This is a genomic window from Streptomyces sp. NPDC002793 (assembly GCF_040295485.1).
Taxonomy (GTDB): Bacteria; Actinomycetota; Actinomycetes; order Streptomycetales; family Streptomycetaceae; genus Streptomyces.
Genome location: NZ_JBEOVL010000001.1, coordinates 61788 through 88767 on the forward strand (window position 1 = coordinate 61788; position 26980 = coordinate 88767).

Annotated in this window: 24 protein-coding genes and 1 tRNA gene; 10 read left to right on the plus strand and 15 right to left on the minus strand. The window is 71.1% G+C overall.

Features of this window, described 5'->3' with window-relative positions:
- Window positions 1-47: 47 nt before the first annotated feature.
- From ABT001_RS00265 to hutU, 3 genes are read right to left on the minus strand one after another with little or no spacing between them, the layout of a single operon-like run.
- On the minus strand, window positions 48-1418 hold the full coding sequence (locus tag ABT001_RS00265) for a formimidoylglutamate deiminase (protein ID WP_351270026.1): 1371 nt from the start codon (window positions 1416-1418) through the stop codon (window positions 48-50).
- The gene (locus tag ABT001_RS00270) at window positions 1409-2623 is read right to left on the minus strand and encodes an allantoate amidohydrolase (RefSeq protein WP_351270708.1); all 1215 of its coding nucleotides are present in this window, start codon (window positions 2621-2623) and stop codon (window positions 1409-1411) included. The genes ABT001_RS00265 and ABT001_RS00270 overlap by 10 nt, the downstream gene beginning before the upstream one ends.
- 17 nt (window positions 2624-2640) lie before the next feature.
- The gene (hutU, locus tag ABT001_RS00275) at window positions 2641-4305 is read right to left on the minus strand and encodes a urocanate hydratase (protein WP_351270029.1); all 1665 of its coding nucleotides are present in this window, start codon (window positions 4303-4305) and stop codon (window positions 2641-2643) included.
- Window positions 4306-4433: 128 nt separating this feature from the next.
- Here hutU and ABT001_RS00280 point away from each other — a divergent pair, with 128 nt between their 5' ends.
- The 5 genes from ABT001_RS00280 (at window position 4434) to ABT001_RS00300 (ending at window position 8137) form a co-directional block, all read left to right on the plus strand.
- Window positions 4434-5783 (plus strand): APC family permease, encoded by a 1350-nt coding sequence (locus ABT001_RS00280; RefSeq protein WP_351270030.1) that lies wholly within the window; start codon window positions 4434-4436, stop codon window positions 5781-5783.
- Between the two features lie 158 nt (window positions 5784-5941).
- On the plus strand, window positions 5942-6349 hold the full coding sequence (locus ABT001_RS00285) for a hypothetical protein (protein ID WP_351270033.1): 408 nt from the start codon (window positions 5942-5944) through the stop codon (window positions 6347-6349).
- Window positions 6346-7158, plus strand: coding sequence for a transcriptional regulator (locus tag ABT001_RS00290; RefSeq protein ID WP_351270035.1), 813 nt, complete (start codon window positions 6346-6348; stop codon window positions 7156-7158). Before ABT001_RS00285 ends, ABT001_RS00290 begins: the two co-directional genes overlap by 4 nt.
- Before the next feature lie 38 nt (window positions 7159-7196).
- Window positions 7197-7664 (plus strand): roadblock/LC7 domain-containing protein, encoded by a 468-nt coding sequence (locus ABT001_RS00295; protein ID WP_351270038.1) that lies wholly within the window; start codon window positions 7197-7199, stop codon window positions 7662-7664.
- A gap of 98 nt (window positions 7665-7762) precedes the next feature.
- A complete protein-coding gene (locus ABT001_RS00300; RefSeq protein ID WP_351270041.1) occupies window positions 7763-8137 on the plus strand; it encodes a hypothetical protein in 375 nt (124 codons plus the stop codon).
- A 229-nt stretch (window positions 8138-8366) separates the two neighbouring features.
- Here ABT001_RS00300 and ABT001_RS00305 read toward each other — a convergent pair whose 3' ends face one another.
- Window positions 8367-9215 (minus strand): MurR/RpiR family transcriptional regulator, encoded by an 849-nt coding sequence (locus tag ABT001_RS00305; RefSeq protein ID WP_351270044.1) that lies wholly within the window; start codon window positions 9213-9215, stop codon window positions 8367-8369.
- Window positions 9216-9363: 148 nt separating this feature from the next.
- Between ABT001_RS00305 and ABT001_RS00310 the strand changes: the two genes are divergently transcribed.
- Window positions 9364-9951, plus strand: a complete 588-nt coding sequence (locus tag ABT001_RS00310; protein ID WP_351270047.1) for a thioredoxin domain-containing protein — start codon at window positions 9364-9366, stop codon at window positions 9949-9951.
- 60 nt (window positions 9952-10011) lie between these two features.
- Here ABT001_RS00310 and ABT001_RS00315 read toward each other — a convergent pair whose 3' ends face one another.
- A complete protein-coding gene (locus tag ABT001_RS00315) occupies window positions 10012-10815 on the minus strand; it encodes a maleylpyruvate isomerase family mycothiol-dependent enzyme (RefSeq protein WP_351270050.1) in 804 nt (267 codons plus the stop codon).
- A 128-nt stretch (window positions 10816-10943) separates the two neighbouring features.
- On the opposite strand from ABT001_RS00315, the gene ABT001_RS00320 reads away from it, so the two are divergent.
- Complete coding sequence (locus ABT001_RS00320) at window positions 10944-11360, plus strand: hypothetical protein (RefSeq protein WP_351270052.1); 417 nt, start codon at window positions 10944-10946, stop codon at window positions 11358-11360.
- A 341-nt stretch (window positions 11361-11701) separates the two neighbouring features.
- On the opposite strand, the gene ABT001_RS00325 is transcribed toward ABT001_RS00320, so the two are convergent.
- Window positions 11702-13105 carry a cystathionine beta-synthase gene (locus ABT001_RS00325; RefSeq protein ID WP_351270055.1) on the minus strand — a complete coding sequence of 468 codons (1404 nt, stop codon included), beginning with the start codon at window positions 13103-13105 and terminating at the stop codon, window positions 11702-11704.
- Between the two features lie 155 nt (window positions 13106-13260).
- Between ABT001_RS00325 and ABT001_RS00330 the strand changes: the two genes are divergently transcribed.
- From ABT001_RS00330 to ABT001_RS00340, 3 genes are all read left to right on the plus strand, one after another.
- Window positions 13261-14241 carry an SGNH/GDSL hydrolase family protein gene (locus ABT001_RS00330; RefSeq protein WP_351270710.1) on the plus strand — a complete coding sequence of 327 codons (981 nt, stop codon included), beginning with the start codon at window positions 13261-13263 and terminating at the stop codon, window positions 14239-14241.
- Window positions 14242-14396: 155 nt separating this feature from the next.
- Complete coding sequence (locus ABT001_RS00335; RefSeq protein WP_351270058.1) at window positions 14397-15617, plus strand: acetyl-CoA C-acetyltransferase; 1221 nt, start codon at window positions 14397-14399, stop codon at window positions 15615-15617.
- A 278-nt stretch (window positions 15618-15895) separates the two neighbouring features.
- The gene (locus ABT001_RS00340) at window positions 15896-16759 is read left to right on the plus strand and encodes a hypothetical protein (RefSeq protein ID WP_351270061.1); all 864 of its coding nucleotides are present in this window, start codon (window positions 15896-15898) and stop codon (window positions 16757-16759) included.
- On the opposite strand, the gene ABT001_RS00345 is transcribed toward ABT001_RS00340, so the two are convergent.
- The 9 genes from ABT001_RS00345 to ABT001_RS00385 all read right to left on the minus strand — a co-directional run bounded on the left by ABT001_RS00345 (window position 16756) and on the right by ABT001_RS00385 (window position 26848).
- Window positions 16756-17085 (minus strand): hypothetical protein, encoded by a 330-nt coding sequence (locus tag ABT001_RS00345; protein ID WP_351270064.1) that lies wholly within the window; start codon window positions 17083-17085, stop codon window positions 16756-16758. The genes ABT001_RS00340 and ABT001_RS00345 overlap by 4 nt on opposite strands.
- 227 nt (window positions 17086-17312) lie before the next feature.
- Window positions 17313-18200, minus strand: a complete 888-nt coding sequence (locus ABT001_RS00350) for a Bax inhibitor-1/YccA family protein (protein ID WP_351270067.1) — start codon at window positions 18198-18200, stop codon at window positions 17313-17315.
- A gap of 344 nt (window positions 18201-18544) precedes the next feature.
- Window positions 18545-18631: transfer RNA gene (locus ABT001_RS00355), tRNA-Leu, on the minus strand.
- Window positions 18632-18880: 249 nt separating this feature from the next.
- On the minus strand, window positions 18881-21295 hold the full coding sequence (locus ABT001_RS00360; RefSeq protein ID WP_351270068.1) for a glycoside hydrolase family 2 protein: 2415 nt from the start codon (window positions 21293-21295) through the stop codon (window positions 18881-18883).
- The gene (locus tag ABT001_RS00365; protein WP_351270071.1) at window positions 21292-22203 is read right to left on the minus strand and encodes an ABC transporter ATP-binding protein; all 912 of its coding nucleotides are present in this window, start codon (window positions 22201-22203) and stop codon (window positions 21292-21294) included. The genes ABT001_RS00360 and ABT001_RS00365 overlap by 4 nt, the downstream gene beginning before the upstream one ends.
- A complete protein-coding gene (locus ABT001_RS00370) occupies window positions 22185-23129 on the minus strand; it encodes an ABC transporter ATP-binding protein (RefSeq protein ID WP_351270074.1) in 945 nt (314 codons plus the stop codon). The genes ABT001_RS00365 and ABT001_RS00370 overlap by 19 nt, the downstream gene beginning before the upstream one ends.
- A gap of 4 nt (window positions 23130-23133) precedes the next feature.
- The gene (locus tag ABT001_RS00375) at window positions 23134-24039 is read right to left on the minus strand and encodes an ABC transporter permease (protein ID WP_351270076.1); all 906 of its coding nucleotides are present in this window, start codon (window positions 24037-24039) and stop codon (window positions 23134-23136) included.
- Window positions 24036-25031 carry an ABC transporter permease gene (locus ABT001_RS00380; RefSeq protein ID WP_351270079.1) on the minus strand — a complete coding sequence of 332 codons (996 nt, stop codon included), beginning with the start codon at window positions 25029-25031 and terminating at the stop codon, window positions 24036-24038. Before ABT001_RS00380 ends, ABT001_RS00375 begins: the two co-directional genes overlap by 4 nt.
- Window positions 25032-25114: 83 nt before the next feature.
- A complete protein-coding gene (locus ABT001_RS00385; RefSeq protein WP_351270082.1) occupies window positions 25115-26848 on the minus strand; it encodes an ABC transporter substrate-binding protein in 1734 nt (577 codons plus the stop codon).
- Window positions 26849-26980 lie beyond the last annotated feature (132 nt).

A 26980-nucleotide genomic window follows, 5' to 3' on the forward strand; every position in this document is an offset into this window, starting at 1 on the left:
ACGGCTTTCTCTCGGCTCGGGCCCGGGGCGTCTTCGCGGTGCGGCGCTCAGCCGTGCAGGGCGGCGACGGCCGAGGCGAGTGCTCCGGGCACGTCCTCGACCCGTGTGTGACGGCCGTCCCGGACGATGTGCCGGCCCGCCACCACGGTGTGCCGTACGTCGGCCGCTGTGGCGGCGAATACGGCTGTTTCGGCTGCCAGTCGGGGCAGCGGCCCCGCTGTCCTGACGGAGTCCAGCGCGACGGTGGCCAGGTCGGCGGGAGCGCCCGGTTCGAGCAGGCCCGCGTCGGGCCGGCCGAGCGCGGCGTGTCCCTCGGCGGAGGCCGCCCTGAGCAGGGCTGCCGCCGTCCAGTGGCCGCGTACATGGGTGCGCAGGCGTTCGTTGAGCTCCATCGCGCGGGCCTCCTCGAAGAGGTCGATCACGGCGTGGCTGTCACTGCCCAGCGAGAGGGGGGAGCCCGCGCCCTGGAGCGCGGTCGCGGGGCCGATGCCGTCGGCGAGGTCGCGTTCGGTGGTGGGGCACATGCAGGTTCCCGTCCGGGAGGAGCCCAGGAGTTCGATGTCCTCGGCCGTGAGGTGCGTGTTGTGGATGCCCGTGGTGTGCGGTCCGAGGACCCCGTGGTCGGCGAGGAGCCGGGCAGGGGTGCGCCCGTGGGCGGCGAGGCAGGCGTCGTTCTCCGCCGTCTGCTCGGAGAGGTGGACGTGCAGCGGGGCTCCCCGCTCCTGGGCCCACCGGGCGACGGCGGACAGCTGCCCGGCCGGGACCGCGCGTACGGAATGGATCGCGGCGCCGATCACCACCAGGTCGTCGTCGCCCTTGAGGAGGGAGGCCCGCTCGGCCCAGGCGTCGGCGGTGGTGTCGGAGAAGCGCAGCTGGTGGCGGTTCGGCTTCTCGCCGAATCCGGCGGCGAGATAGGCGGTGTCGAGCAGCGTGATGCGGATGCCGGCCTCGGCCGCCGCGGCGATGAGCGCCTCGCCCATGGCGTTCGGGTCCGCGTAGGGCGTGCCGCCCGGCGCGTGGTGCACGTAGTGGAATTCGCCCACCGCGGTGATCCCGGCCAGCGCCATCTCCGCGTACGTGGCACGGGCCAGGGCGAAGTAGGTGTCGGGGGTGAGACGGGAGGCCGTCCGGTACATCAGCTCGCGCCATGTCCAGAAGGTGCCGGAGCCCACCTGGGCGGTGGCGCGCAGCGCGCGGTGGAAGGCGTGCGAGTGGGTGTTGGCCAGTCCCGGGACGGTCAGCCCGTGCAGGGCGGTGGCTCCGGGCGGCGGCGCGTCGACGCCCGTCCGGACTCCTGCGATGCGCCCGCCGGACACGTCCAGGAGGACGCCCGGCTCGACGTGGGTGCCGAGCCAGGCGTGCGACATCCAGTACGTCGCGGTGACCGGTGTGCCCGTCGGTTGCGTAGTCAGCGGCACGCGAGACCTTCCAGTACGTCGGCGAGTGCCCGCACCCCGGCCACGCAGTCGTCCTCCGCGGCGTGCTCGGCGGGTGAGTGCGAGATCCCGGTGGGGTTCCGTACGAACAGCATGGCGGTCGGCACGGAAGCGGACAAAATACCCGCGTCGTGTCCCGCCCCCGTACCGAGCACGGGCACGGGTCCCCCCGCGCCGTCGGCGCCTCGCTTCTCCAGGATCCGGCGGATCTCGTCCCGCAGCGCGTGCTGGAAGTCCACCACCGGGGTGAACGACTCGCGTACGACGTCGAGATCGATCCCGGCCCGCTCGGCGTGCTCCCGCGCGGCCCGCTCGATGCCGTTGACGACGGCGTCGAGCGTCTCCTGGTCGGCGGCGCGCGAGTCGAGCCAGCCCCGCACGAGGGAGGGGACGGCGTTGACCCCGTTCGGCTCGACGGTGATCTTGCCGAAGGTCGCGAGGCCTCCGGCGAGCTCCGCCTCGCGCCGGGCAGCGAGCACGGTCTCGGCATACGTGAGCATCGGGTCCCGCCGGTCGGCGAGCCGTGTGGTGCCCGCGTGGTTGGCCTCGCCCCGGAAGTCGTACCGCCAGCGGCCGTGCGGCCAGATGGCCGAGGCGACCCCGACCGGGTCCCCGGTCAGGTCGAGGGCGCGCCCCTGCTCCACGTGGAGTTCGACGAACGCGCCGATCCGGGCGAGGCGTTCGGGGTCGGGGCCGAGGGTGTCGGGGTCGTACCCGGCGGCCTCCATGGCCTGCGGCAGCGAGACACCGTCCCCGTCGCGCAGCCGGTGCGCGTTCTCGACGGTCAGCTGCCCTGCCGCGAGCCGTGAGCCGACACAGGCGAGCCCGAACCTGGCACCTTCCTCGTCGCCGAAGTTCACGATGGCGAGGGGCCTGGTGAACACCACTCCCCTGCGGCGGAGTTCGTCCAGAGCGGCGAAGGCGGACACCACGCCGAGAGGCCCGTCGAACGCGCCCCCGTCGGGCACGGAGTCGAGATGGGACCCGGTGACCACGGCATCCCCGGCGAGCGGATCGCCCAGCCAGGCCCACTGGTTGCCGTTGCGGTCGACCTCGTGGTCGAGGCGGCGCGCCTCGGCCTGCGCCTGGAACCACAGGCGGCACTCGGCGTCGGCGCCGGTCCAGGCGTGGCGGCGGTAGCCGCCGGAGGCGTCGCTGCGGCCGATGGGGCGCAGCGACCGCCACATGGCGTGGAAGGTGTCGCTCACGCGGTGCCCTCCTCCCGCATCGGGATGCGCACACCGCGCTCGTCGGCCACCGACTCCGCGATGTCGTAGCCCGCGTCGACGTGCCGGATGACGCCCATGCCGGGATCGTTGGTGAGGACACGGCGGATCTTCTCGCCGGCCAGCTCCGTGCCGTCGGCGACCGAGACCTGACCCGCGTGGAGGGAACGGCCCATGCCCACGCCGCCGCCGTGGTGGATGGAGACCCAGGAGGCGCCCGAGGCGACGTTCACCATGGCGTTCAGGAGCGGCCAGTCGGCGATCGCGTCGGAGCCGTCGAGCATGCCTTCCGTCTCGCGGTAGGGGGAAGCCACCGAACCGCAGTCCAGGTGGTCGCGGCCGATCGCGAGCGGAGCGGCGAGGGTGCCGTTGCCGACCATGTCGTTGAACATGTCGCCCGCCTTGTCGCGCTCGCCCTGGCCGAGCCAGCAGATGCGCGCCGGGAGGCCCTGGAAGTGGACCCGCTCACCGGCCATCCTGATCCACCGGTGCAGCGACTCGTTCTCCGGGAAGAGGTCCAGGAGCGCCTTGTCCGTCTTGTGGATGTCGGACGCCTCACCCGAGAGAGCGGCCCATCGGAAGGGCCCCTTGCCCTCGCAGAAGAGCGGCCGGATGTACGCGGGCACGAAGCCCGGGAAGTCGAACGCGCGGGCGTACCCGGCGAGCTGGGCCTCGCCCCGGATCGAGTTGCCGTAGTCGAAGACCTCGGCCCCCGCGTCCATGAAGCCGACCATCGCCTCGACGTGTGTGGCCATCGACTCACGCGCGCGCCGGGTGAAGTCGGCGGGCTTCTCGGCCGCGTAGGAGGCCATGTCGTCGAGGTCGACTCCGACGGGCAGGTAGGCGAGCGGGTCGTGCGCGCTGGTCTGGTCGGTGACGATGTCGACGGGCGCGCCCTCGGCGAGCATCCGGGGCAGCAGCTCCGCCGCGTTGCCGAGCAGGCCGATGGAGAGCGGGCGCCGCGCGTCGCGGGCCTCGACGGCCAGCTGGAGCGCGTGTTCGAGCGAGTCGGCCCTGACGTCCAGGAAGCGGTGCTCGATCCGCCGCTCGATGGCGCGCGGGTCGACGTCGATGCACAGGGCGACGCCGTCGTTCATGGTGACGGCCAGGGGCTGGGCCCCGCCCATCCCGCCGAGACCGGCCGTCAGTGTGATGGTCCCCGCCAGTGTCCCGCCGAACCGCTTGGCGGCGACGGCGGCGAAGGTCTCGTAGGTGCCCTGGAGGATTCCCTGGGTTCCGATGTAGATCCAGGAACCCGCGGTCATCTGCCCGTACATGGTGAGCCCGAGGGCCTCCAGCCGGCGGAACTCCTCCCAGTTGGCCCAGTCGCCGACCAGGTTGGAGTTGGCGATCAGGACGCGCGGCGCCCATTCGTGGGTCTGCATGACACCGACCGGCCGCCCGGACTGGACCAGCATCGTCTCGTCCTGCTTCAGCGTCCGCAGCGTACGGACCATGGCGTCGAAGGACCGCCAGTCGCGGGCCGCCTTGCCCGTGCCGCCGTAGACGACGAGCTTGTCGGGGTGTTCGGCGACCTCGGGGTCGAGGTTGTTCTGCAGCATGCGGAGGGCGGCTTCCTGCTGCCATCCCAGGGCGCTCAGTTCCGTACCGCGCGGTGCCCGTACGGGGCGGGGTCCTGACATGGGGATGCCTCCTCGCGAATGTGACTCTCCTATTCACATCCTGTCTACCTGAATAGTCCTAGTCAACAGGTGAGGCACTCACCTCCCCCGGGCAGACCTGAAGTCATCACACTCCCGGGGAGGCGCCCGTGCCCGCACCGCAGCCCACGACATCGACCGGTGAGCCCGCCCTCAGACGTGCCCTCGGCCCCAAGCTCCTCACCCTGTTCGTCATCGGCGACATCCTCGGGACCGGCATCTACGCCACCACCGGCAAGGTCGCGGGCAAGGTCGGCGGGGCCCTCTGGCTGCCCTTCCTGATCGGGTTCGTGGTCGCGCTGCTCACGGCGGCCTCGTACGTCGAGCTCGTCGGCAAGTACCCCAAGGCGGCGGGCGCCGCGCTCTACACCCAGAAGGCGTTCAAGGTCCCGTTCCTGACCTTCGTCGTCGCCTTCATGGTCATGTGCTCGGGCCTGTCCTCCGCCGCCGCGTCGGCCCGCGCCTTCAGCGGTGACTACCTCGGCGAGTTCACCGACGCCCTGCCGCCCACACTCGTCGCGGTCCTCTTCGTCCTCGCCCTCGCCGCGATCAGCCTGCGGGGCGTCGCCGAGTCGGTGAAGGCGAACGTCGTCCTGACGCTCGTCGAGCTCAGCGGCCTCGCGGTGATCCTCTCGATCGGGGCCTACGCCGTGTTCACCGGCGGCGGCGAACCCTCCCGGCTCACCGACCTGGACACGGGCGGCACGGGATACGCCCTGATCACCGGTGTCCTCGGCGCGACCGCACTCGGCTTCTTCGCCTTCGTCGGCTTCGAGGACTCGGTGAACATGGCCGAGGAGACCCACGACCCGGCCCGGACGTTTCCACGTGCCATCTTCATCGGCGTCGCGGTGACGGGCACCGTCTACGTCCTGGTCGCCCTGGTCTCGTCCCTGCTGGTCGACTCCCGCACCCTGGAGGGATCCAGCGGCCCGCTCCTCGAGGTGGTGAAGGCGGGCGGCGTCGGCTTCCCGCCCGAACTCTTCGCGCTCATCGCCCTGTTCGCGGTCACCAACTCGGCACTCATCAACATCATGATGGCCTCGCGGCTCTGCTACGGCATGGCCAACGAACGCATCCTGCCCCGCGCGATGGGCCGCGTCCTCGCCGGACGCCGCACCCCCTGGGCCGGCATCGTCTTCGTGACCGTGCTCGCCGTCGGACTCGTCTCCACCGGCGAGATCCAGGGCCTCGGCGACACCACGTCCTTCCTCCTCCTCTGCGTCTTCGCCGTCGTCAACATCTCCGTACTGGTGCTGCGCAAGGACCGGGTGGACCACCGGCACTTCCGCACGCCGACGGCGCTGCCCGTGCTGGGGGCGATCACCTCCCTGATCCTGGCGAGCCCACTGGCCGACCGGGCCGGGGACGTCTACATCCGGGCCGGGATCCTCCTCCTGATCGGGATCGGCCTCTGGGTGCTCAACAGGGCGGTGATGCGGGCCCGCGACAGGGCCTGACAGCGGGCGGAGGCGGAACGGCTCCGCCTCGGGAGGCCGGCCGCTCTTACACGGTCCCCGCATGTACCTCTGGAAAATGCCAGAACTCCCACCCCGCGCGCACACGTTGCGTAGCCTCTCCATTACATCCGTACGCCACGTCGGGAGGGGAGTTCGCGTTGCCCGGAATCGACGAGTGCCTGATCGAAGTCATGAGGCTGCCCGGTGCCCGGGGTGCGGCGGTGGTCGACTGGACGAGCGGCCTCGCGCTCGGCACCATCGGCGAGTCGCCCAACGGCGACCACGAGGCCACGGCGGCCGAGACGGCCGAGGTGGCGAGGATGGCCGCCGAGCAGCCGGTCTTCGCGCCGCCGGACACACCCGTCGCCGGCTTACCGGGCCCGTCGGCCCCCGCCGTCGAGGACGTCATCGTCACCACCGCGCCCGGCTACCACATCCTCCGCTTCGTCGAGACGACCTTCGACAGCAGCGTCTTCCTCCACCTCTGGCTGGACCGCTCGGAGGGCAACCTCGCCCTGGCCCGCATGAGGCTCGGCGAGATAGCGGAGCGGCTGGTCCTCGCATGAGACCCACCGCCACCGCCCCACCCGGCATACCCGAACGGGCCGCCCCGTCCCCGATGCTGCAACGGCTCGCGGCGGAGCGCGCGACCGGCGCGCTGATGCGTGACCGCGGCACCCTGTACCTCACCGACGGCGAGGTCGTCCACGCGGAGAGCCCCGCGACACCCGGGATCGACGTCCTGCTCACCACGGGCGGGGCCCTGCGTTCCGAGGGCTGGTGGGACGCGGTCGCCCAGGCAGGCGCCCGGCAGCGGGTCGGCCGCTACCTCGTGGACAGCGGCCGGATCCCCGGCGGCGCGCTGGAGCTCTGCCATCTGGGGGCGTTGTACGACGCGGCCTTCTTCGCCCTGGCCCCCACGACCGCTCCGGCCCGCTTCCGCTACGGGATCTCCCACTGGATCGGCCCGGTCCGCCCCGTGCCCGTGGACGCCGTGCAGCGCGAGACGCTCCGGCGCCGCGAGCTCCTGGACCGGATCTGGCCCGACGCGCGCACCGACACCGCGCCGCTCTCCCGCACGGCCCACCCCGTCGACACCCCGGTGCCCCCGCGCCAGCGCCGCGTCCTGGCTCTGGTGGACGGCGAACGCACCGCCACGGACATGGCCTTGGAGCTGGGCCGCTCGGCCTTCCACCTCCTGGTCGACCTGCGCAGGCTGGCGGCCGCCGGCCTCGTCGAAGCGGTCCACCCGGCCGCGGCGGAGCCGGGAGCGGCGTCGGCGGCCGGGCGGAGCCGCATCACGCTGCCCGAGGTCACGAACGACCCCGACGTCGCCCTGCTGCGCCGGCTCAGAGACGCATTGGAGGCCCTGTGATACGCGCGCTGAGACAGCGTGCCGGGAGGAGACAGCTGATGGTGCCCGAGGCCGAAGCGCAGGATGTCCTCGCCGAGCTCCAGCGGTTACGCGCCCGGGTCCCACTCCTCACCGGCGCGCTGGCCGCCAGCACCGACGGCCTGGTCGTCGCCCACGACACCCCGGGCATCGAGGCCGAGGGCGTCGCCGCGCTGACCGCCGCGGCACTCGGCGTCTCGATCCGGATGACGGACGCCACCGGTCGCGGCGGCTTCCGCGAACTGCTGATCCGAGGCGGGCGCGGCTACGTCGCCACGTACGCGGCGGGCTCCTCCGCCGTCCTGACCCTGCTGGCCGAGGACCGCATCAACGTCGGCCGCCTCCACCTCGAAGGCCGCCGCGCCGGAGCGCGCATCGGCGACATGGTCGACGCCGCACAGGAACGCGGCGACCGCCCCGCGCCGCCTCCGCGTCCGCAGCAGTCCCGGGCCCTGCCCCGCCGCGCCACGACACCGGACTCCACGTGACATCCGCCGCGGCCCGTCACGCACGCGCCACCGGCGGACAGCGCACCACCGAGCAACGGACCGGCCACCGGGCCGGCCGGGGAAAGGAAACGAGCACTATGGCCAACACCGAAGCATCGCTGAAGAACGCGATGGCGTCGATCGAGGGGACCCTGGGTGTCGCACTCGTCGACTACACCAGCGGCATGGCACTGGGCACCCTCGGCGGGGGCAAGGACTTCAATCTGGAGGTCGCCGCCGCCGGGAACACGGACGTCGTCCGGGCGAAGCTCCGGACCATGGAGCACCTGGGCATCAAGGACGAGATCGAGGACATCCTGATCACCCTCGGCACCCAGTACCACCTGATCCGGCTGCTCAAAACCCGTGGCAACAACGGCCTGTTCCTCTACCTCGTGCTCGACTCCGGCCGGGCCAACCTCGCGATGGCCCGCCACCAGCTCCGGAAGGTCGAAGCGGATCTGGAGGTCTGACCCGGCGTCCTCACCGGCGGCGGCGCCGCGCCCCACCGGGTGCGGCGTCCCCCGCCACGGGGCCGGTCGTCCGGTAGCCCTTCACACTCCGGCCCGCGGGCCGGCCACGGTCCACCCAGTCGGTGCGCACCCAGTACAGGACGTCGTCCCGCCGCTCCCGGCGCCCGAGCCGGACGGATGAGCGACGTCTGAGAAAACGAGGAATCCCTAAGGGATGTCCCGACAGCCCTTAGTCGACGAACAGCCCCCGTGCGGCGGCCTTCGCGTCGAACTCCTCCAGCCGGGCCTGCGCCTCGGGCAACCCGTCGCACATGGCCTCCAGCAGGACCCGCCCCAGCAGCATCGGCGCACAGGCGGTGTCGAAGGCGAGCCCGGTCCCCACGGCGGCCGGAAGCAGCAGATCGCTGTGGGCCGCCACCGGCGCGAACGCCGAGTCGGCCACGGTCACGACGGTCAGCCCCTGCTCCCGCGCGTACGCCAGCGCGTCGACGACCTCACGCGGGTGCCGCGGCAGCGCGAAGCACATCACCGCGCTCGCACCGGCCCGCCTGGCCGCGTCGACGCGGTCGTGCAGCATGCTGCCGCCCTCGTCGAGCACGCGTACGTCCGGGTGCACCTTGGCGGCGAAGTACCCGAACCCCCGGGCCTGCGCGGAAGCGGCCCGCAGCCCGAGCACGAGCAGCGGCCTCGACCCGGCGAGCAGCTGCCCCGCCCGCTCCACGGGGGCCGGATCGGCGAGCAGTTCTGCCAGCTGCCGCAGGTTCCCGATCTCCGCCAGCACCGCCTGCTGGTACTCGTTGAGGCTCTCCTCCACCCCGCCCCCGGCGGCCGTCCCCTCCGGGGTGACCTCCCGCAGGTGCTTGCGCAGCGCCGGGTACCCGTCGAACCCGAGCGCCACGGCGAACCGGGTGACGGACGGCTGGCTGACCCCGGCCAGTTCGGCGAGCTCCACACTCGACAGGAACGGGGCATCGGCTGCCCGCCGCACCATGGAGTGCGCGATCCGCCGCTGGGTGGGCGTGAGCCGCCGCTCCTCGAAGAGCCGCTGCAACCGCGCAGCCGGGCTGCTCCCGCTCATGCTGTCCCCTCCAGAGTTCCGCCGCACCGGTCCGGCGGCGCGGAATCCATTCAGCCAGCCGACGGTCTGCATGTCCATATACAGCCGGGCGTGCTCACCGTCCGGCTCCCGCATTGCGGGCCCGCTCTCCCCTACCGAACCTGGGGTCATGATCCCAGCCAATACGAGAGGGCCGGGCGGCGTCATCGTCCGCTACGGCGACCCCGAGGCCGCGCATGTGCTGAGCGTCTACGCCGATCTGCGCTGCCCCTACTGCAAGCGCATGGAGCTCGACCTCGGAGCCGTGATGGAGCGGGCGGCGGACGAGGGCCGGTTCGCGGTGGACCACCATTTCGGCACGTTCATCGACGACGCCGCGGGCGGCAGCGGATCCCTGGAGGCACTGGCCGCGCTGGGAGCCGCGGCGGACGAGGGGCAGAAACCGTTCATGCACTTCCTGCGGGCGCTGTACGCCGATCAGCCCAGCGAGGAGGTGGACGCCTTCGCCGACCGGGACACCTTGCTGCGGCTGGCCGACGGGGTCGAGGCCCTGCACACGGACGGCTTCCGGCAGAAGGTCGGTGAGCGCACCTATCTGCCCTGGGCGGCTCAGGTGTCGGCTGCCTTCGGGACGAGCGGCGTACGGTCCACCCCCACGGTCCTGATCGACCGCAGTCCCGTCCCCGTCATCAACGCCCTGGGGTACGCCGTCACACCTGAGGCGTTCCTCGCCGAGGTGGCCGATGTGACGGGATGACGAAGTGGCGGGGTGACCGGGTGACTCCGCCGTGAGTCCCGGCCCGCACGTCGGAACACGTCAGAACACGACACGGGCCGCCAGCAGAGCGGCCCGCACCCCGGGCTCGCCCTCCAGTTCGAGCCCGCCGTGTACCGGCCGCCCCGACAGGTGCCGGGCGAAGTCGACCGCGTCCGCGTGGAGGGTGGCCGCCGGGGTGCCGATGCCCAGCAGCCACCGCCCTCCGGCGAGGCCGTGGAGGTCGAGTTCCGCCGCCGGGCCCGTCCAGGCGAGGGCCAGGTCCAGCACCGCCTGGTCCACGATCTCCCGGTCGTGCCCGTCGAGGACCGGCTCGGCCCCGATGGCGTCGCCGAGGTCCACCCGGTGCATCCAGGTGTCGCGGGCGACGAGGACGTTGCCGAGGTAGTCCATCGAGTCGTCGGGCAGCGCCCTGGCCTCCGGATAGAGCAGACTCAGCCGGACCCTGCGGCGCACCGGGGCGGGCACACGGCGCAGGGCGATGAGGCCCTGCGGTGCGAAGTGGGCCAGTGCGCCGATCAGTTCACGCCCCGGGACGGCCTGCCGGTCCTCGATCTGGGCCTCGTTGTGCCCGTCCAGCCGGCCGAGGCCCGGATGGGTCAGCGCGGCCCTCCGGATACGCCGCACGGCGACCCAGGGACGCGGCAGCTCCTCGTACTGGCCGACGATGTGGGCCAGCATGTCCCGGACGCTCCAGCCGGTGCAGGGGGCCGGGCGCCGCCAGTCCTCGTCGGAGAGCTCACGGTACGTGGTGAGCGTCGCCCGCAGCTCGGCCTCGTTGACCAGGCGGGCCCTGGTCCCGGTCGTGCGGGGAACGGCACGGGCGGACGTTGTGGTGGTGGCCATGGGCGCGCCTCCCGTCTTCCGTCAACCACGCTACGCCGACGGGGCACGGCCCGCCCCGTGCGCCGACCCGCCGGAACAGGGGGGATAGCCCCAATGACCGGGGCTCCCGGGATTCGTACCGTGGGCGCATGGAAGCCCGTGACCCTGAGCTCAGGCGAGAGCTCGACGCCACCCTGCAGGCCCGCCGCGAGCTGGGGCCGGAGTACGAGTCCGCGCTCATCGACTCGTTCCTGGAGAAGGTCGAGCAGCGGCTCGCCGGCACGGACGACCGGCGGACGCGGCGTCGGCTCGCCGAGCAGCAGATGGCTGCCGCCCGGGGCGGTGCACAGCCCGCCGCGCCGCTCGGGACGTTCGGGGAGCGGTTCGGCTTCGGTGTCGCCTCGCTGGTCCTGGCCATCCCCCTGTCCGCGATCGGTGTCGCGAACGCCGGGATCGAAGGGCTCGTCGTGGCCTGGCTGGGCATCTTCGGCGTGAACGCCGTACACGCCCGTACCTGGCCGTGGATCCGGAAGAGGCAGCGGCCCGCATCCGAATGGGACGGCTGAGAATCGGGCGCCCGGGCGGACCCGCACATGAGTGATCGCGGGGACCGCCGCACCCCCGGTTGCCCGGGGGGCGGGACGACGGCGGTCCCCGCGAGGGACGCGGTTCCGGGTCAGGGCCGGGTGACGCGTCCGGGCGACGGTGGAGGTCCGGGAGCCGCTCCGTAGTCCGTGTCGCCGTCTCGGGTGCCGGCGGGTTTCCCTGCCGACACCCCTCACTCTGCCGGAGCCGTGTTAAGTCGGTGCTGCGGCGACGTGTCGCGCTCGTACCGATTTCGCGAACCCGGGAAACCCGGCCCCAGGCCTCGCGGTCACGTGGCCCCACGGCCTCACGGGAGAGGACGTCAGTGCTTGGGCCCCGCGTCCTTCGCCAGGAAGGCCAGCAGGTCCTGCCTGCTCACGACGCCCGTCGGCCTGCCCTCGACGAGCACGATCGCCGCGTCGGCACCGTCCGCACCGCTGAGCACGGCCATCAGGTCCTCGACCGGCTCTCCCGAACCGACCTGCGGCAGCGGGGCCGACATGTGCTTCTCCAGCGGATCGGAGAGCACGGCCCGCTGGGTGAACAGCGCGTCCAGCAGCTGGCGCTCCACGACGGAGCCGATGACCTCGGCGGCCATCACGTCCGGGTGGCCCGCACCGGGCTTCACGATCGGCATCTGGGAGACGCCGTACTCACGGAGCACCTCGATGGCCTCGCCGACCGTCTCCTCCGGGTGCATGTGGACGAGGGAGGGAAGCGGGCCGTCCTTGAAGTCGAGGACGGCGCCGACCCGGGCGGAGGGGCCGGAGTCCTCCAGGAATCCGTAGTCCGCCATCCACTCGTCGTTGAAGATCTTGCTCATGTAGCCGCGGCCGCTGTCCGGCAGCAGGACGACCACCACGTCCTCGGGGCCGAGCCGCTCGGCGACCTCCAGGGCCGCGACGACCGCCATGCCGCAGGAGCCGCCGACGAGCAGCCCCTCCTCCTTGGCGAGGCGGCGGGTCATCCGGAAGGAGTCCTTGTCGGAGACCGCGACGATCTCGTCCGTGACCGTACGGTCGTAGGCGCTCGGCCAGAAGTCCTCGCCGACCCCCTCCACGAGGTAGGGGCGTCCGGAGCCGCCGGAGTAGACGGAGCCCTCCGGGTCCGCGCCGATGACCTTCACACGGTCGTCGCTGACCTCCTTGAGGTAGCGGCCCGTACCCGTGATCGTGCCGCCGGTGCCGACGCCGGCGACGAAGTGGGTGATCCGCCCGTCCGTCTGCTCCCAGAGCTCGGGACCCGTGGTCTCGTAGTGCGAGCGCGGGTTGTTGGGGTTGGAGTACTGGTCGGGCTTCCAGGCCCCCGGCGTCTCGCGGACCAGCCGGTCGGACACGTTGTAGTACGAGTCGGGGTGCTCCGGGTCGACCGCCGTCGGGCAGACGACGACCTCAGCGCCGTACGCCCGCAGCACGTTGATCTTGTCCGTGGACACCTTGTCCGGGCAGACGAAGATGCACTTGTAGCCCTTCTGCTGGGCGACGATCGCCAGGCCGACCCCCGTGTTGCCGCTGGTCGGCTCCACGATCGTGCCGCCCGGCTGAAGCTCTCCGCTCTGCTCGGCGGCCTCGATCATGCGCAGCGCGATGCGGTCCTTCACCGACCCGCCGGGGTTGAAGTACTCGACCTTGGCCAGGACCGTCGCCTGAATGCCTGCCGACACATTGCGCAGCCTGACCAGCGGGGTGTTGCCGACAAGACTGATCATCGAATCGTGGAATTGCACCGTGTACTCCGGGGTCTCCGTGATGGTCAGGCAAGAGTATGCGTACGGGCAGGAGATCGGGCGAAGCGATTGAGCTACGCCCTCCACGGGGCAGGTAGTGCTGCGTACGGCTGTACGGCACGGAGGAGGTGGACCGGACTGTGTCGAGAGCGAGGGTGGCACGGCGGATCGCGGCGGGTGCGGCTTACGGGGGCGGCGGTGTCGGTCTGATCGGTGCGGCGACGGTGGGCCTGGTTCTGGCCGAGGTGCAGCTGGCGAAACGGCTGGTGGGAGGGGGTAAGGCCCCGGTCCCGCCGAGTGCGGACGGACGGTACGGGGTGGCGTTCGCCGGCCCCTCCGATCCGTTGCGCTTCGCCCTGCTGGGCGACTCCACGGCGGCCGGGCAGGGGGTGCGCAGGGCCGGCCAGACCCCGGGGGCGCTCCTGGCGTCCGGGCTGGCGGCGGTGGCCGAACGGCCGGTCGATTTCCGGAACGTGGCCTTGCCGGGGGCCCGGTCGGACGACCTGGAGCGGCAGGTGTCCCTGGTGCTGGCAAATCCGTCGGGGCTGCCGGACGTGTGCGCGATCATGATCGGCGCGAACGACGTGACCCACCGGATGCCCGCGACGCAGTCGGTGCGCTGTCTGAGCGCCGCGGTACGGAGGCTGCGCACGGCCGGTGCGGAGGTGATCGTGGGCACCTGCCCGGACCTGGGCACGATCGAGCCCGTCTACCAGCCGTTGCGGTGGCTGGCCCGGCGGGTGAGCCGGCAGCTGGCGGCGGCCCAGACGATCGGCGCGGTGGAACAGGGTGGACGGACGGTCTCGCTGGGCGACCTGCTCGGCCCGGAGTTCGAGGCGAACCCCCGGGAGCTCTTCGGCCCGGACAACTACCATCCCTCGGCCGAGGGATACGCGACCGCCTCCATGGCGATGCTGCCGACCCTGTGCGCGGTCCTCGGCCTGTGGCCGGAGTCCGACCACCTGGACGGCTCGCGCCGTGAGGGCATGCTCCCGGTCGCCAAGGCGGCCTCCCGCGCGGCGAGGGAGGCGGGCACCGAGGTCACGGCGGCCCGGGCGCCCTGGGCCCTGCTCAAGCACCGCAGGCGGCAGCGTCTGCCCGCGCACACGGAACCGGTGCCGCACGAGGACACGTGACGCCGCTCCCCGCCACGGAACAATGCGGGCGACTGAGCGGTTGCTTAGAAAAGAGGTCCGCATCACATCGCCTGTCGGGTGACCTCAGCTATACGTCCGGGTAACTTCCAAGGCAGCCCAGCCTTCCTGCCGTCCAGCCCTCATGGAGCCGCGTGATGCCCGAAGCCGTGATCGTCTCTGCCGCCCGTTCGCCGATCGGCCGGGCCTTCAAGGGGTCCCTCAAGGACCTGCGCGCGGACGACCTGACCGCGACCGTCATCCAAACCGCGCTGGCCAAGGTCCCCGAGCTGGACCCGAAGGACATCGACGACCTGATGCTCGGCTGCGGCCTCCCCGGCGGCGAGCAGGGCAACAACCTGGGCCGCGTCATCGCCGTACAGATGGGGATGGACCACCTCCCCGGCTGCACGGTCACGCGTTACTGCTCGTCCTCGCTCCAGACCAGCCGCATGGCACTGCACGCCATCAAGGCCGGCGAGGGCGACGTCTTCATCTCGGCCGGCGTCGAGATGGTGTCCCGCTTCGCGAAGGGCAACTCCGACAGCCTGCCGGACACCCACAACCCGCTCTTCGCCGACGCCGAGGCCCGCACCGCCGCCCGGGCGGAGCAGACCGGTACCAGCTGGACCGACCCCCGCGAGGAGGGCCTCGTCCCGGACGCGTACATCGCGATGGGGCAGACCGCCGAGAACCTGGCCCGGATCAAGGGCGTCACCCGCCAGGACATGGACGAATTCGGCGTGCGGTCACAGAACCTCGCCGAGGAAGCCGTCAAGAACGGCTTCTGGGAGCGCGAGATCACCCCCGTCACCACGCCGGACGGCACGGTCGTCTCGAAGGACGACGGCCCCCGCGCGGGCGTCACCCTGGAGGGCGTGCAGGGCCTGAAGCCGGTGTTCCGCCCCGACGGACTCGTCACCGCGGCCAACTGCTGCCCGCTGAACGACGGCGCCGCCGCCCTCGTGATCATGTCCGACACCAAGGCGCGCGAGCTGGGCCTGACCCCGCTGGCCCGCATCGTCTCGACCGGAGTCTCCGGCCTCTCCCCCGAGATCATGGGCTACGGACCGGTCGAGGCCAGCAAGCAGGCGCTCAAGCGCGCCGGGCTGACGGTCGACGACATCGACCTGGCCGAGATCAACGAGGCGTTCGCCGCCCAGGTCATCCCGTCCTACCGGGACCTCGGCCTGCCGCTCGACAAGGTCAACGTCAACGGCGGCGCCATCGCCGTGGGCCACCCCTTCGGCATGACCGGCGCCCGCATCACCGGCACGCTGATCAACAGCCTGCAGTTCCACGACAAGCAGTTCGGCCTGGAGACGATGTGCGTGGGCGGCGGCCAGGGCATGGCCATGGTCATCGAGCGACTGAGCTGAGCCGAGCGGGCCGATCCGCACCGGACCCGGCTCAGGAGCAGGTCAGCGCTCCCTCACGGGGGCAGTTCTCAACCGGCCCGAGCTCCGATCGTGACCGAATCTCCCCCAGGATGTGATCTGCGTCCCGGGGGAGAGGCATTCCCGCAGGTCACACCGGCCACAGAGCTGAACACCGGGCCCAAAGACCTGTCCAATTCGTGACGTAATGCACTGACAGTGGGCGCCGGTACAGGACAAGCTGATGTAGGAAGTCGGGGGTGTCGATTGAAACCGGGAGTATGTCAGTGAGCGCCATGCCGTTTGCCCTGTTGCTGACCACCGCCGCTGCCACGGCCGTCGGCGCCGCCGCTCTGCACGCCGCTCACGGGCTGCGTCGACAGGTCACCGCTCTGCGCACGGAGCTGGCGGAGACACGGAGCCTTCATGCGTCCGTGCCCGAACAGCAGAACCGCAGCGCCGGCACGCCCGCCGAGGAGATACGCGCGGCGGTCGCCGACGCCCTCGCCGAGGAACGCGAACGCGAGCTCGCCGAGGCCCGCGCCTTCTGGGCGGCCCAGGAGGCACGCGACGCCGCCGACGCCCCGTCACTGCTGGGCGGCCTCGGCGACGACGCCCCGTTCTTCATGCCCCGGCAGACCGACTTCGCGGGCCTGGAGGCGATGGACCTGGAGGCCGGGGACGCCCTGGACGAGCTCACGGAACTGGCCGAGCTCACCGACTTCCCGGAAGCGGCCGAGGTGGCCGAGTACGCGGAATTCGCCGAGGACTCACCCGAGCTCGCCGCGGCCCGCCGCCGCCACCCCTCGCACCCGGACTTCGTCCCCGTACAGACACCGGTCGTCACCGACCATGAGCGTACCGTGAACAGGCTGGAACGGCTCGCCGACACCGCCACGGAGCTCACCGACGTACGCCCCGGCCCGCTCGGGACCCTCGACGTGTACGTCTTCGCCGACGGCACCACCCTCTGCATGACACCGGGCCACCGGGAGACCGCCGAGCGGCTCGCCGACTCGCTGCGCTCCGGTGAGCAGCCGGTGCTGCTGGGAGGTTCCGGAGTCTCCGGCGCCTACGCGCTGACGTTCTCGTGCGGCGAGGAGAACGTCTACATCCTCGCCGACCGCGTCATCGCCTCGTTCTAGCGCGGCCCGGGCGCGAAGGCCCGCGCCGCCGCCTCCTCGACACACCGCACGGCCTCGTCCAGCTCCTGGGACGAGGCCGTTTCCAGTGCCACGGCCAGGTCCCGGCCCGCGACGGCGAGCTGGTCACCGACCGCGAATATCCCGGCGTCCGGCATGATCCTCGGCTCCCGGTCGGGCGCCTCGGCGCGCTGGGCCCGGGCGGACAGCTCCCGGGCCGTGGCCAGCGCCTCGGCGGCCAGGTTCTGCTGGAGGCGGCTCTGCGGGGCGCTCCGGAGTCGGTCGGCGAATCGGTCCACGGCGGCGATCAGAGGGGTCGTATCGAGCACGCCGTGACCCTACGCGCCCCTGCACGATGGTTGCCAACGCGCCGACGCTCGGGCACGGTGCCGGGAAGGAACAGCACCGGTCGCGACATCACGGACCGGCTCCGCACCGTCGACGAAGACCCCTCCCTCCTCCGCTCAGCTCCGCCGGGGAACGCACTCCCCGCGAAACGCGGGACGGCCCGCAGGCGCATCGCGCTTGCGGGCCGTCCCGTCGTCGTACCTACGGGTCAGTCGTCCCCGTTGAGGATGGAGAGCAGACGCAGCATCTCCAGGTAGATCCAGACCAGGGTCAGGGTGAGGCCGAAGGCCGCCAGCCAGGACTCCTCGCGCGGTGCGCCGTAGTTGATGCCGTCCTCGACCTGCTTGAAGTCCAGGGCCAGGAAGCACGCACCGAGGATGATGCCGATGACTCCGAAGAGGATGCCGAGGCCGCCGCTGCGGAAGCCCAGGCCGTCACCGCCGCCGAAGACGCTGAACAGCAGGTTGACCATCATCAGGAGCACGAAGCCCATGGCGGCGGCCATCACGAAGCCGTAGAAGCGGCGCGTGACGCGGATCCAGCGCATCTTGTACGCGATGAGCACACCGGCGAAGACACACATGGTGCCCATCACCGCCTGCATCACCGTGCCGGGGCTGATGTAGGTGCTGACCGTGCTGGAGATCACCCCGAGGAAGACACCCTCGAAGGCCGCGTAGGACAGGATCAGCGCAGGCGAGGCCTTGCGCTTGAAGGACTGGATGATCGCGAAGACGAACGCCACGAGGGCGGCGCCGATCGCGATGCCGTAGGACTTGCCGAGATTGGCCTGATCGACCGGCAGCAGGGCCCAGGAGAGCGCGGCGGTGAGCACCACGGTGCCCAGCGTCATCGCCGTACGCGTGACGACGTCGTCGATCGTCATCGCACCGGAGCGCGCGGGCGCCTGCGGGGCGCCGTACTGGGTGTCCTGCTGGGCGTAGGGGTTCGTGGCGTACGGGTTGGCGGCGGTGCCCTGCGCGTACGGGTTGGCACCCGCTGCGGGGGCCCCGGCCTGCGGCGCCGCGTTGAAGCCCGCGTAGCCGTTGTCGCGGCTGAACCCCCGTCGCGAGAAGACCGGGTTGCTGCTCCTCATTTCACTCCTCCATGGCCACCTTGCGCGGCCTTGCGTCAAGAGTAATGGGTAGGCAAAACAATGACCCTAATACCGGAGGAGGATCTTCGCGGGAACTTGACGTTCCCCTCCTCCGGGCTGCACGGATACCCTCCTGCCCACCGGGCCTGTCCGCAAAAGGAGCACCCGCGTCGGCACTGTCCGTGGACGGCCTCGATGAGCGACTGCCCGCGCCCCCACGGAGAGGGCCGGGCGACGCACACACAGTGATCGACGTCCCCGGGAACGCGCGCCCGCCGAGGGCGGCCGGAAGAAGGCGGCGGCTGGAACAGGGGGAGTGCGGTCGGGCGCCCACGCGGTGCGGGTGGTGCCCGGAGCCGGACTCGAACCGGCACGCCCCCGAGGAGGCAGCGAGGTTTAAGCTCGCCGTGTCTGCATTCCACCACCCGGGCGTGGGCGCGCTGCTCCGCGTTTGCCACAAGACACTATCCGGGGGCTTCCCTCGAACAGCGGAACAGGCGCCCGATGTTGTCTTATTTTATTGATCGTGTGAGGGTCCGTCAGACACCGCCTACCGCATCAGCACACGCCCGGGCCGGTCGATGGGTACGAACCCTGGCAAACGGGAATGACGGAAACTCGCCGCACCCGTACGGCCCACACGCCATGGGGTGCGCCACCGTTCGCCAGGGCCCGCCACCTCAGCTCCGGGCGGTGTCGTTGACGCACCGGATAACGGGCCGCGCACCCAGCGCCTCCGGGTCCTTCAGCACCGCGCCCGTGACGTGGAACACGGCGCTCTCGCCGGGCAGCAGGGTGACGAGCATGTCGTCCACCTCGGCCGCCGGATCCAGGCGGTCGGGGAAGAGCGCGAGGTCCCGCAGCAGCGTCCGCGCCGTCACCGTGACCCGGTAACCGATGCCCGATTCGTCACCCTGGGTGACAGTGGCGTCATACCGCGCCGGCGGCAGGGCGAGACGGGTGTCCTCCTCGTAGAACTCGACCACCCGGAGCTCGCCCAGCTCCGCCACCAGTACCTCGCGGGTGCTGTCGTCCGGCTCGGCGACCGACGGGGGCAGGGGCACCCGGGTGACCGCGCGGGCCGCCGTGCCCACCACGGCCGTCTCCTCGGCCAGCACCGCGCCGTCCAGGGAGCGCCGGGTCAGCCGCAGGGTGCCCTCCCACGGCCGGGCCGAGTCGTTGACCAGGTGCAGGGCCCCGTCGCGTACGGCCATCAGACGGTCGGCGTACGCGGACCGCAGGGCGTACCAGAGCGGCTTGCGGCGTCCGTCGCCGTCCACCGCCGCCCAGGACACCACCGGCCAGCAGTCGTTGAGCTGCCAGACGATCGCCCCCATGCAGTACGGGCTGTGGGAGCGGAAGTGGCGGATCCCGAAGGCGACCGCGCGGGCCTGGTTCAGCTGGGTGAGCCAGTGCCAGTCGTCGAAGGACGTCGGCTGCGGAAGGTGGTCGCCCAGGCCGCGCAGCAGCTTGGCGTCGCCGTCCTCCGCCTTCTGGTGGTGGGCGATCAGCGGGGCACCCAGGCCCAGCGGGCCGCTGACGGCCCTGCGCAGGGTGGCGTACGCGGGCGGGCCCTGGAAGCCGAACTCCGCGACGAAGCGAGGGGCGGTGTCGGCGTAACGCGTGTAGTCGACACGGTTCCACACCTCCCACAGGTGGACCGTGCCCAGGGCGGGGTCGTTGGGGGGAAGGTCCGGGGAGCCGGAGTAGGGCGAGCCCGGCCAGTAGGGGCGGGTGGGGTCGATCTCGGCGCAGAGGGCGGGCAGCAGCTCGTGGTAGTAGGCGTGGCCCCAGGTGCGGCCCTCCAGCTCCTCCTGCCAGCCCCAGTCTGCGTGGCCCTCCAGGTTCTCGTTGTTGCCGCACCACAGCACCAGCGAGGGGTGCGGGGCGAGCCGCACGAGATTCTCCCGGGCCTCGGCCGCCACCTCGTCGTACAGCGGCTGCTCCTCCGGGTAGGCCGAGCACGCGAACGGGAAGTCCTGCCAGACCAGCAGCCCCTTCTCGTCGGCCAGTTCGTAGAAGTCGTCGCTCTCGTAGACGCCGCCGCCCCAGACGCGGATCAGGTTGACACCCATGGCGATCGCCTGGTCGAAGCGGTCGGAGATTCGCTGCCGGGTGACGCGTGCCGGGAAGCAGTCGTCGGGGATCCAGTTCACCCCGCGTACGAAGACGGGCTCGTCGTTGACGGAGATCCGGAACGCGTCCCGCTCCAGGGCGACGCCCCTGAAGCCCGTCCTGCCGTTCCAGGCGTCGTCGTCGCCGAGCGTGACGACGATGTCGTACAGCGGCTGGGCGCCGTGGCTGTGCGGCCACCAGACCTCGGCGTCGGGGACGGCGAAGGTGACCGTGGCGTGGTCCTCGCCCGGAGGGACGAGGAAGGCGACGGCTGCGCCCGCGCCCACCACCGAGACCGAGGCCGCCAGTTCCTCGTCCCCCGCCCGGTCGACGTGGACGGTGACCGTCAGGCGCGGTACCCCGTCCCCGTCGAGGTCGCCGAGGACCTTGACCTCGGCGAGGCGCGGCCCGCTCCAGGACTCCAGCGCGACCGGCCGCCAGATGCCTGAGGTGACCAGCGTCGGGCCCCAGTCCCAGCCGAAGTTGCAGGCCATCTTGCGGATGAAGGCGTAGGGCTCGCTGTACGCGCCCGGCAGGTCGCCGAGCTCGTCGCGCAGCGCTTCGGCGTAGGTGTACGGGGCGGTGAAGCGCACGTCCAGGGTGTTGCGGCCCTCGCGGAGCAGCTGCCGGACGGGGAAGCGGTAGCCGCGGTGCTGGTTGGCGGTGGATCCGGCCTCGGTGCCGTTGACCAGGATCGTGGCCACGGTGTCGAGGCCGTCGAAGCACAGGTCGGTGAACGCGTGCGCGTCGGCCGACCAGGTGAAGGCGGTGCGGTACGTCCAGTCGGTGCGGCCGATCCAGCCGAGCCGCTTCTCGTTGTCGTCGAGGTAGGGGTCGTCGATCAGTCCGGCGGCGAGCAGGTCGGTGTGGACGCAGCCGGGGACGGTCGCGGGGACGCCGGCGGTGGGGAGCCCCACCGGGACGGGGCCGTCGGCGACGAGCGTCCAGCCGTCGTGCAGGGGCAGGTGGCGGGGGGTCACTCGGAGGTCCTTCCGCAGTCGGGGAGCCCGGCGCAGGCGACGAAGTGGTCCGGCTCGGTCTCGTACAGGTCGGTGTCCCGTGCGCCGGCCCGGTGGTAGGCGCAGGCCTCCACGGGCTCGGCCGAGGTCCACGGCTGGTTCAGCCGGGGCACGGCGGCCAGGAGCGTACGGGTGTAGGGGTGGAGGGGGTTGCCGAAGACCTTCTGGGTGTCGCCGCGTTCGACGACACGGCCGCCCCGCAGCACCACCGTCTTCTCGGCGAGATACGTGCCGAGCGAGAGGTCGTGGGTGATGTAGAGGACGCCGAGTCCGCGCTCCTTGAGGCCGGCGAGGAGGTTGAGCACATCGATGCGGGTCGAGGCGTCGAGCATGCTGGTGATCTCGTCGGCGACCAGGAAGCGCAGGTCGAGCAGGAGTGCGCGGGCGATGAGCATCCGCTGGAGCTGGCCGCCGCTGAGCTGGTGCGGGTAGCGGCCGAGGACCTGTCCGGGGTCCAGGCGTACGTCCCGTACGGCCTTCTCCACGCGGTCGGCCCACTCCTTGTCCTGGACACCCGGGTGGTAGGCGCGGCGGATGACGGCGAAGACGCGGTCGGCCTTGAAGACGGGGTTGCAACAGCTGAAGGGGTCCTGGAAGACGCCCTGGACGCGGCGGTAGAAGTCCTTGCCGGGGCGGACCTGTTCGCCGTCCAGGCTGAGGCTGCCGTTGCTGACCTGGGTGAGGCCGAGGACCATGCGCCCGATGGTGGACTTCCCGCTGCCGCTCTCGCCGATGAGGGAGACCAGCTCGCCGGGCGCCACCTCGAAGGACACCCGGTCGACGGCGGTGACGGACCCGCCGCCGAAGGCGCCGGCCCGGAAGGTCTTGGTGACACGGTCGAGGGTCAGCATCAGGCCGCCTTCCAGCATGCGACGGAGTGACGGGGGGCCACCTCGACGACCGGCGGCTCCTCGGCGCACCGGGCGTCGGCGATCGGGCAGCGGTCGCGGAAGCGGCAGCCCGCGGGAGGGTTCAGTAGGGAGGGCGGAGAGCCCTCGATGCCGCTGAGCGGCTTGTCCGTGTAGCGGGCTCCGACCTGGGGCAGCGAGCCGATCAGCATCTTGGTGTACGGATGGCGGGGCGTGTTCGTGAGCGCCTTCGTGGGGGCCTTCTCGGCGAGCTTGCCCGCGTACATCACCATGATCGAGTCGGCGATGTGCGAGGTCAGTCCGAGGTCGTGGGTCACGAAGATCATGCTTCTGACCAGGCCCTTGTCACGGAGTCCCGTGAGGGCGCCCACGACGGCCTGCTGGTTGGAGACGTCCAGCGCCGAGGTGACCTCGTCGGCGACGAGGACGGACGGGTCGAGCAGCGTGGAGATCACCATGACGGCGCGCTGCTTCATACCGCCGGACAGCTCGATCGGATAGCGCTCCAGCACCTCGGGCTGGAGGCCGACCAGGGCGAGCCGGCGGTGCAGTTCGCCGGTGTCCACGGTGACGCCGCGCGAGGCGAGGAGTTCGCGGATCATGCGGCCGATGCGCCGGGTCGGGTTGAGCGCGCTCATCGAGTACTGGGGGACGAGCGAGATCTTGTGGAAGCGGTAGGCGTTCATCGCGCGGTCGTCGGAGAGCGGCAGTTCGTCGCCGTCCAGCGTCACGGTGCCGCCCGCGTGCCGCATCCGGCCGTCGAGGCGGATGAGGGACTTGCCCAGGGTGGTCTTGCCGCAGCCGGACTCGCCCGCGAGTCCCAGGATCTCGCCGTCCGCCAGGTCGAAGCCGACTCCGTCCAGGGCCCGGACCTCGCCACGGAGCGTGCGGTAGTGGACCCGCAGATCGTTGACGGTCAGGGTCATGCGTTCACGACTCCCTCAGCTTCGGGTTGAAGACCTCGTCGAGGCCGACGTTGGCGACGTAGAGCGCGCCGACGATCGCGGTGATCCCGGCGCCCGGGGGGACGAACCACCACCACATGCCGAGTTGGAGCGCGCTCCACTGCTGGGCGCTCTGCAGCATCAGGCCGAGCGAGACGCCCTCGGTCGGGCCGAGCCCGATGAAGTCCAGTGAGGAGGCGATGAGGATGGATCCGCCGAAGAGCAGGATGAACGTCATGAAGAGGTACGAGCTCATGTTGGGCGCGATCTCGCGGAACACGATCCGCCAGGTGCCGCTCCCGCTGAGCCGGGCCAGGTCGACGAACTCCCGGGTGCGCAGCGAGAACGTCTGCGCGCGGATGGCGCGGGCCGCCCAGGGCCAGGAGGTGAGGCCGATGAACAGGCCCTGCACGGCGACGCTGCGCACCCCCAGGTAGGCGTTGATGATCAGCAGGACGGCGAGGGCGGGGATGACCAGGACGACGTTGGTGAGCATGTTGAGGATCTCGTCGACGACTCCGCCCCGGTAGCCGGCGAGGAAGCCGACGAGCATGGCGATGACGGCGGCGATGGCACCGCCGACGACGCCTACCAGGAAGGTGGCGCGCAGCCCGTGCACGAACTGGGCGTACACGTCCTGACCGAAGGTGGTGGTGCCCATCCAGTACGTGCCGTCGGGCGCCGCAGCCTGCGGGCCGACGTATTCGTTGGGGCTGCCGTTGTCGAGCAGCGTCGGGCCGAGGAGGCCGATCGCGAGCAGGACCGCGACCACCCCCGCGCCGATGATCAGCTTGGGGTTGCGCACCGCGTAGTGCAGCGACTCGCGGCCGGCCCCGGCCACGGGTGCCTGTGCGGAGGGGGCCTCGGGTGCCGGGTCGGGCCGTGTGCTCATGCCGTGCCTCCTGCCATGCCCGTACGGGTGCGGGGGTCGATGACGACGTACACGATGTCGATGAGGAAGTTGGCGATCAGTACGCCGATGACGATGAACAGGAACGCGCCCTGGAGCAGGAAGAAGTCCTGGTTCTGGATCGCGGCGAGGATCAGCGAGCCGAGCCCCGGGTAGGCGAAGACGATCTCGGTGACGAGCGCTCCGGCGACCAGCACGCCCAGTTGGAGCGCCAGCCCGGTGACCTGGGGCAGGACGGCGTTGCGGAAGGCGTAGCGGCGGATGAGCCGCTGGGGGGCGCCGAGGGCCGCCAGGTAGGAGGAGTAGTCGGACTCCAGCTCGTAGATGATCATGTTGCGCATGCCGATCGCCCAGCCGCCGAGCGCGACGAGGAACAGCGAGAGGAACGGCAGCACCCAGTGGTGCAGCGCGTCCGCCGCGAAGGCGGCGCTCCAGCCGGGCTGAATGTCCAGGCTGTAGCCCCCCGACAGGGGGAACCAGCCGGCCTTGGCGCCCAGCGCCCAGGCGAGGATCACGGCGATCCACATGTACGGCATGGCGGTCAGCAGATAACCGGCCGGCAGCACGGTGTTGTCGAGGACCTTGCGGCGGGCGGACAGCGCGCCGATCCAGTTGCCGACGAACCAGCTGAGCAGGACGGCCGGGATCATCAGGCCGAGCGTGTACGGGAGCGCGTCGAGCAGGACGTCCCCGACGGGGGTGGGGAAGACGAAGACGGAGATCCCGAAGTCACCCTGGAGCAGCGCGCCCCAGAAGTGGAGGTACTGCTGCCACAGCGGCTCGTCGAAGCCGAACAGGTTGTTGTAGTAGGTGCGCATCGCCTCGGCGGCCTCCGGCTGTGAGACCCGCGCGCGGGCGACCATGGCGGAGACCGGGTCCCCCGGCATGAAACGCGGGATCATCCAGTTGACGGTGACGGCGACGACGAACGTCAGTGCGTAGATGAGAAGTTTGCGGGCGAAATAGCGGCGCAAGAGGGCTCCCCTGGTGGAGAGCCCCGCCGTGCGCGCACGGTCAGGTGCACGCGCACGGCGGGGCGGTCATGGAGTCGGCGACGTCACTTGGCGGGCTTGATCTGCGTGAGCGTCTCGAAGCCGCCCATCTCCAGCCAGTTGCGCCACAGGGCCGGCGCCGTCCTGGGAGCTCCCTCGGCGTCCGACGGCCAGTTCGTCCAGGTCCCGGTGGTGGACTGCGACCAGAGGCCGTTGTACCAGAGCGGGATGATCGGCATCTCGGTGAGCTGGATGTCCTGGATCTTCGAGACGGCGGCTTTCATGCCCGCCGTGTCGTCGGTCCTGACCCCGCCCAGCTCCTGGACCAGCTTCCAGGCCTCCGCGTTCTCGTACCGGCCGAAGTTCACCGTGTTCTGCTGCTTCTGGACCGGCATCTTGAACATGTACTCGTAGTACGTCCACGGGGTGCTCGACAGCTGGCGCTCGTTGTTGAGGACGAGGTCGAATTCGCCCTTGGCGCGCTGCTCGTTGAGAGCGTTCTGGTCGGGGAACTCGGTGCTGATCCTGATGCCCGCTTCCTTGGCCCCGGCCGCGATGACCTTGGCCGCCTCCATCCAGTCGGTCCAGCCCGAGGGCACGGCCAGCTTCAGGGCGAGGGCGGAGCCGTCCTTGTTCTCGACGAAGCCGTCGCCGTTCGTGTCCTCGTAGCCGGCCTCCGCGAGCTCCTTCTTCGCCGCGGCGGCATCGTGCGTGAAGCCCTTCTCCGCGATGAGCGCCTTGTCCTCGAACTGCTCCCACTGCGGGAGCAGACCGGTCGGGGAGGCGGGCTTGACCAGGTCGCCGTACACCCCCTTGACGATCTTCCCGATGTCCACGGACGCGGCGAGCGCCCTGCGGAAGGCGGCGTCGTCCATCGGCTTCCTGGTGGTGTTGGGCACCAGCCAGGCGGTGTTGGCCGAGAGCATGTACGGGGCCTTGTCGTAGTACGACACGACCTTCTTACTCTTGATCAGCGAGGAGGCGCCGGGCAGGAAGTTGTTACTGAGGTCCAGCTGGCCCTGGCCGAGCTGGCCGATGACCACCTCGTTGCTCGGGTTGGAGACGTCGACGATGTAGCGGGGGGCAGGCGTCATGCCGAGCGCCTCCGTGCCCCACCAGTCGTCACGCCGCTCCCAGACGACCCGGTCCTGGGACTTGTTCTTCAGCTTGTACGCCCCGGTGCCGACCGGCTTGTCGTTGACGCCGTTGAGGACGTCCTCGTCGGAGCGCGAGCCCCAGACGTGCTCGGGGACGACCGGCTGGCCGTAGAGGGTGAAGTCCCACTCCTGGTAGCGGGCCTCCTTGAAGGTGAAGCGGACCGTGGTGTCGTCCACCGCCTTCGCGTCGGACAGCCAGCTCCACAGCGAGTGGAAGGAGGAGGCCTCGATCTTGCCCAGCCCGTAGGAGTACGCCACGTCCCCGGCGGTCAACGGCTTGCCGTCGGCCCAGGTGATGCCCTGGCGCAGCTTCACCTCGTACGTCTTGTCATCGGTCCAGCTGCCCGACTCCGCGAGCCAGGGCTTCAGTTCGCCCTCGTTCGGATCGAAGTGGAACAGGGTCTCGTACACCAGGCCCTGGGTGCCGGTCGCGTGGTCCCAGTTGCGCAGCGGGTTGTAGTTGGCCGGCGGCCCCCACTGCGTGCCGGTCGTGTAGAGCGTCTCGTTGCGCGGCAGTGCTCCGCCCTTGCCGGCCGTGCCGCCGGTGCCGGCCGTCCCCGAGCCGCCTCCCGTGCAGGCGGTCGCGGCGAACGTGAACACGGCGAGCGCGGTCGTGACCCGCAGCCGGGTACGCGAACCCATAGCCCCTCCTTTTCCCCGCGCGCCGTCCCTGCCGAGCGGAGTTACTGAACCGGGTAAGTGCCGCGAAGGTATGGGTGGCCCGAAGCGGTGTCAAGAGAGCGGGAGCGCTCCCATGCCTGTTTTTGTAAGGGC

Bases quoted from the DNA above. Each gene is read 5' to 3' on its own strand.
- ABT001_RS00375 (WP_351270076.1), bottom strand. From the start codon at position 24,039: ATGAGCACACGGCCCGACCCGGCACCCGAGGCCCCCTCCGCACAGGCA.
- ABT001_RS00300 (WP_351270041.1), top strand. From the start codon at position 7,763: ATGGCCAACACCGAAGCATCGCTGAAGAACGCGATGGCGTCGATCGAG.
- ABT001_RS00295 (WP_351270038.1), top strand. From the start codon at position 7,197: ATGGTGCCCGAGGCCGAAGCGCAGGATGTCCTCGCCGAGCTCCAGCGG.
- ABT001_RS00270 (WP_351270708.1), bottom strand. From the start codon at position 2,623: ATGTGGCGGTCGCTGCGCCCCATCGGCCGCAGCGACGCCTCCGGCGGC.
- ABT001_RS00335 (WP_351270058.1), top strand. From the start codon at position 14,397: ATGCCCGAAGCCGTGATCGTCTCTGCCGCCCGTTCGCCGATCGGCCGG.
- ABT001_RS00290 (WP_351270035.1), top strand. From the start codon at position 6,346: ATGAGACCCACCGCCACCGCCCCACCCGGCATACCCGAACGGGCCGCC.
- ABT001_RS00310 (WP_351270047.1), top strand. From the start codon at position 9,364: ATGATCCCAGCCAATACGAGAGGGCCGGGCGGCGTCATCGTCCGCTAC.
- ABT001_RS00315 (WP_351270050.1), bottom strand. From the start codon at position 10,815: ATGGCCACCACCACAACGTCCGCCCGTGCCGTTCCCCGCACGACCGGG.
- ABT001_RS00385 (WP_351270082.1), bottom strand. From the start codon at position 26,848: ATGGGTTCGCGTACCCGGCTGCGGGTCACGACCGCGCTCGCCGTGTTC.
- ABT001_RS00305 (WP_351270044.1), bottom strand. From the start codon at position 9,215: ATGAGCGGGAGCAGCCCGGCTGCGCGGTTGCAGCGGCTCTTCGAGGAG.
- ABT001_RS00370 (WP_351270074.1), bottom strand. From the start codon at position 23,129: ATGACCCTGACCGTCAACGATCTGCGGGTCCACTACCGCACGCTCCGT.
- hutU (WP_351270029.1), bottom strand. From the start codon at position 4,305: ATGTCAGGACCCCGCCCCGTACGGGCACCGCGCGGTACGGAACTGAGC.
- ABT001_RS00350 (WP_351270067.1), bottom strand. From the start codon at position 18,200: ATGAGGAGCAGCAACCCGGTCTTCTCGCGACGGGGGTTCAGCCGCGAC.
- ABT001_RS00365 (WP_351270071.1), bottom strand. From the start codon at position 22,203: ATGCTGGAAGGCGGCCTGATGCTGACCCTCGACCGTGTCACCAAGACC.
- ABT001_RS00340 (WP_351270061.1), top strand. From the start codon at position 15,896: ATGTCAGTGAGCGCCATGCCGTTTGCCCTGTTGCTGACCACCGCCGCT.
- ABT001_RS00320 (WP_351270052.1), top strand. From the start codon at position 10,944: ATGGAAGCCCGTGACCCTGAGCTCAGGCGAGAGCTCGACGCCACCCTG.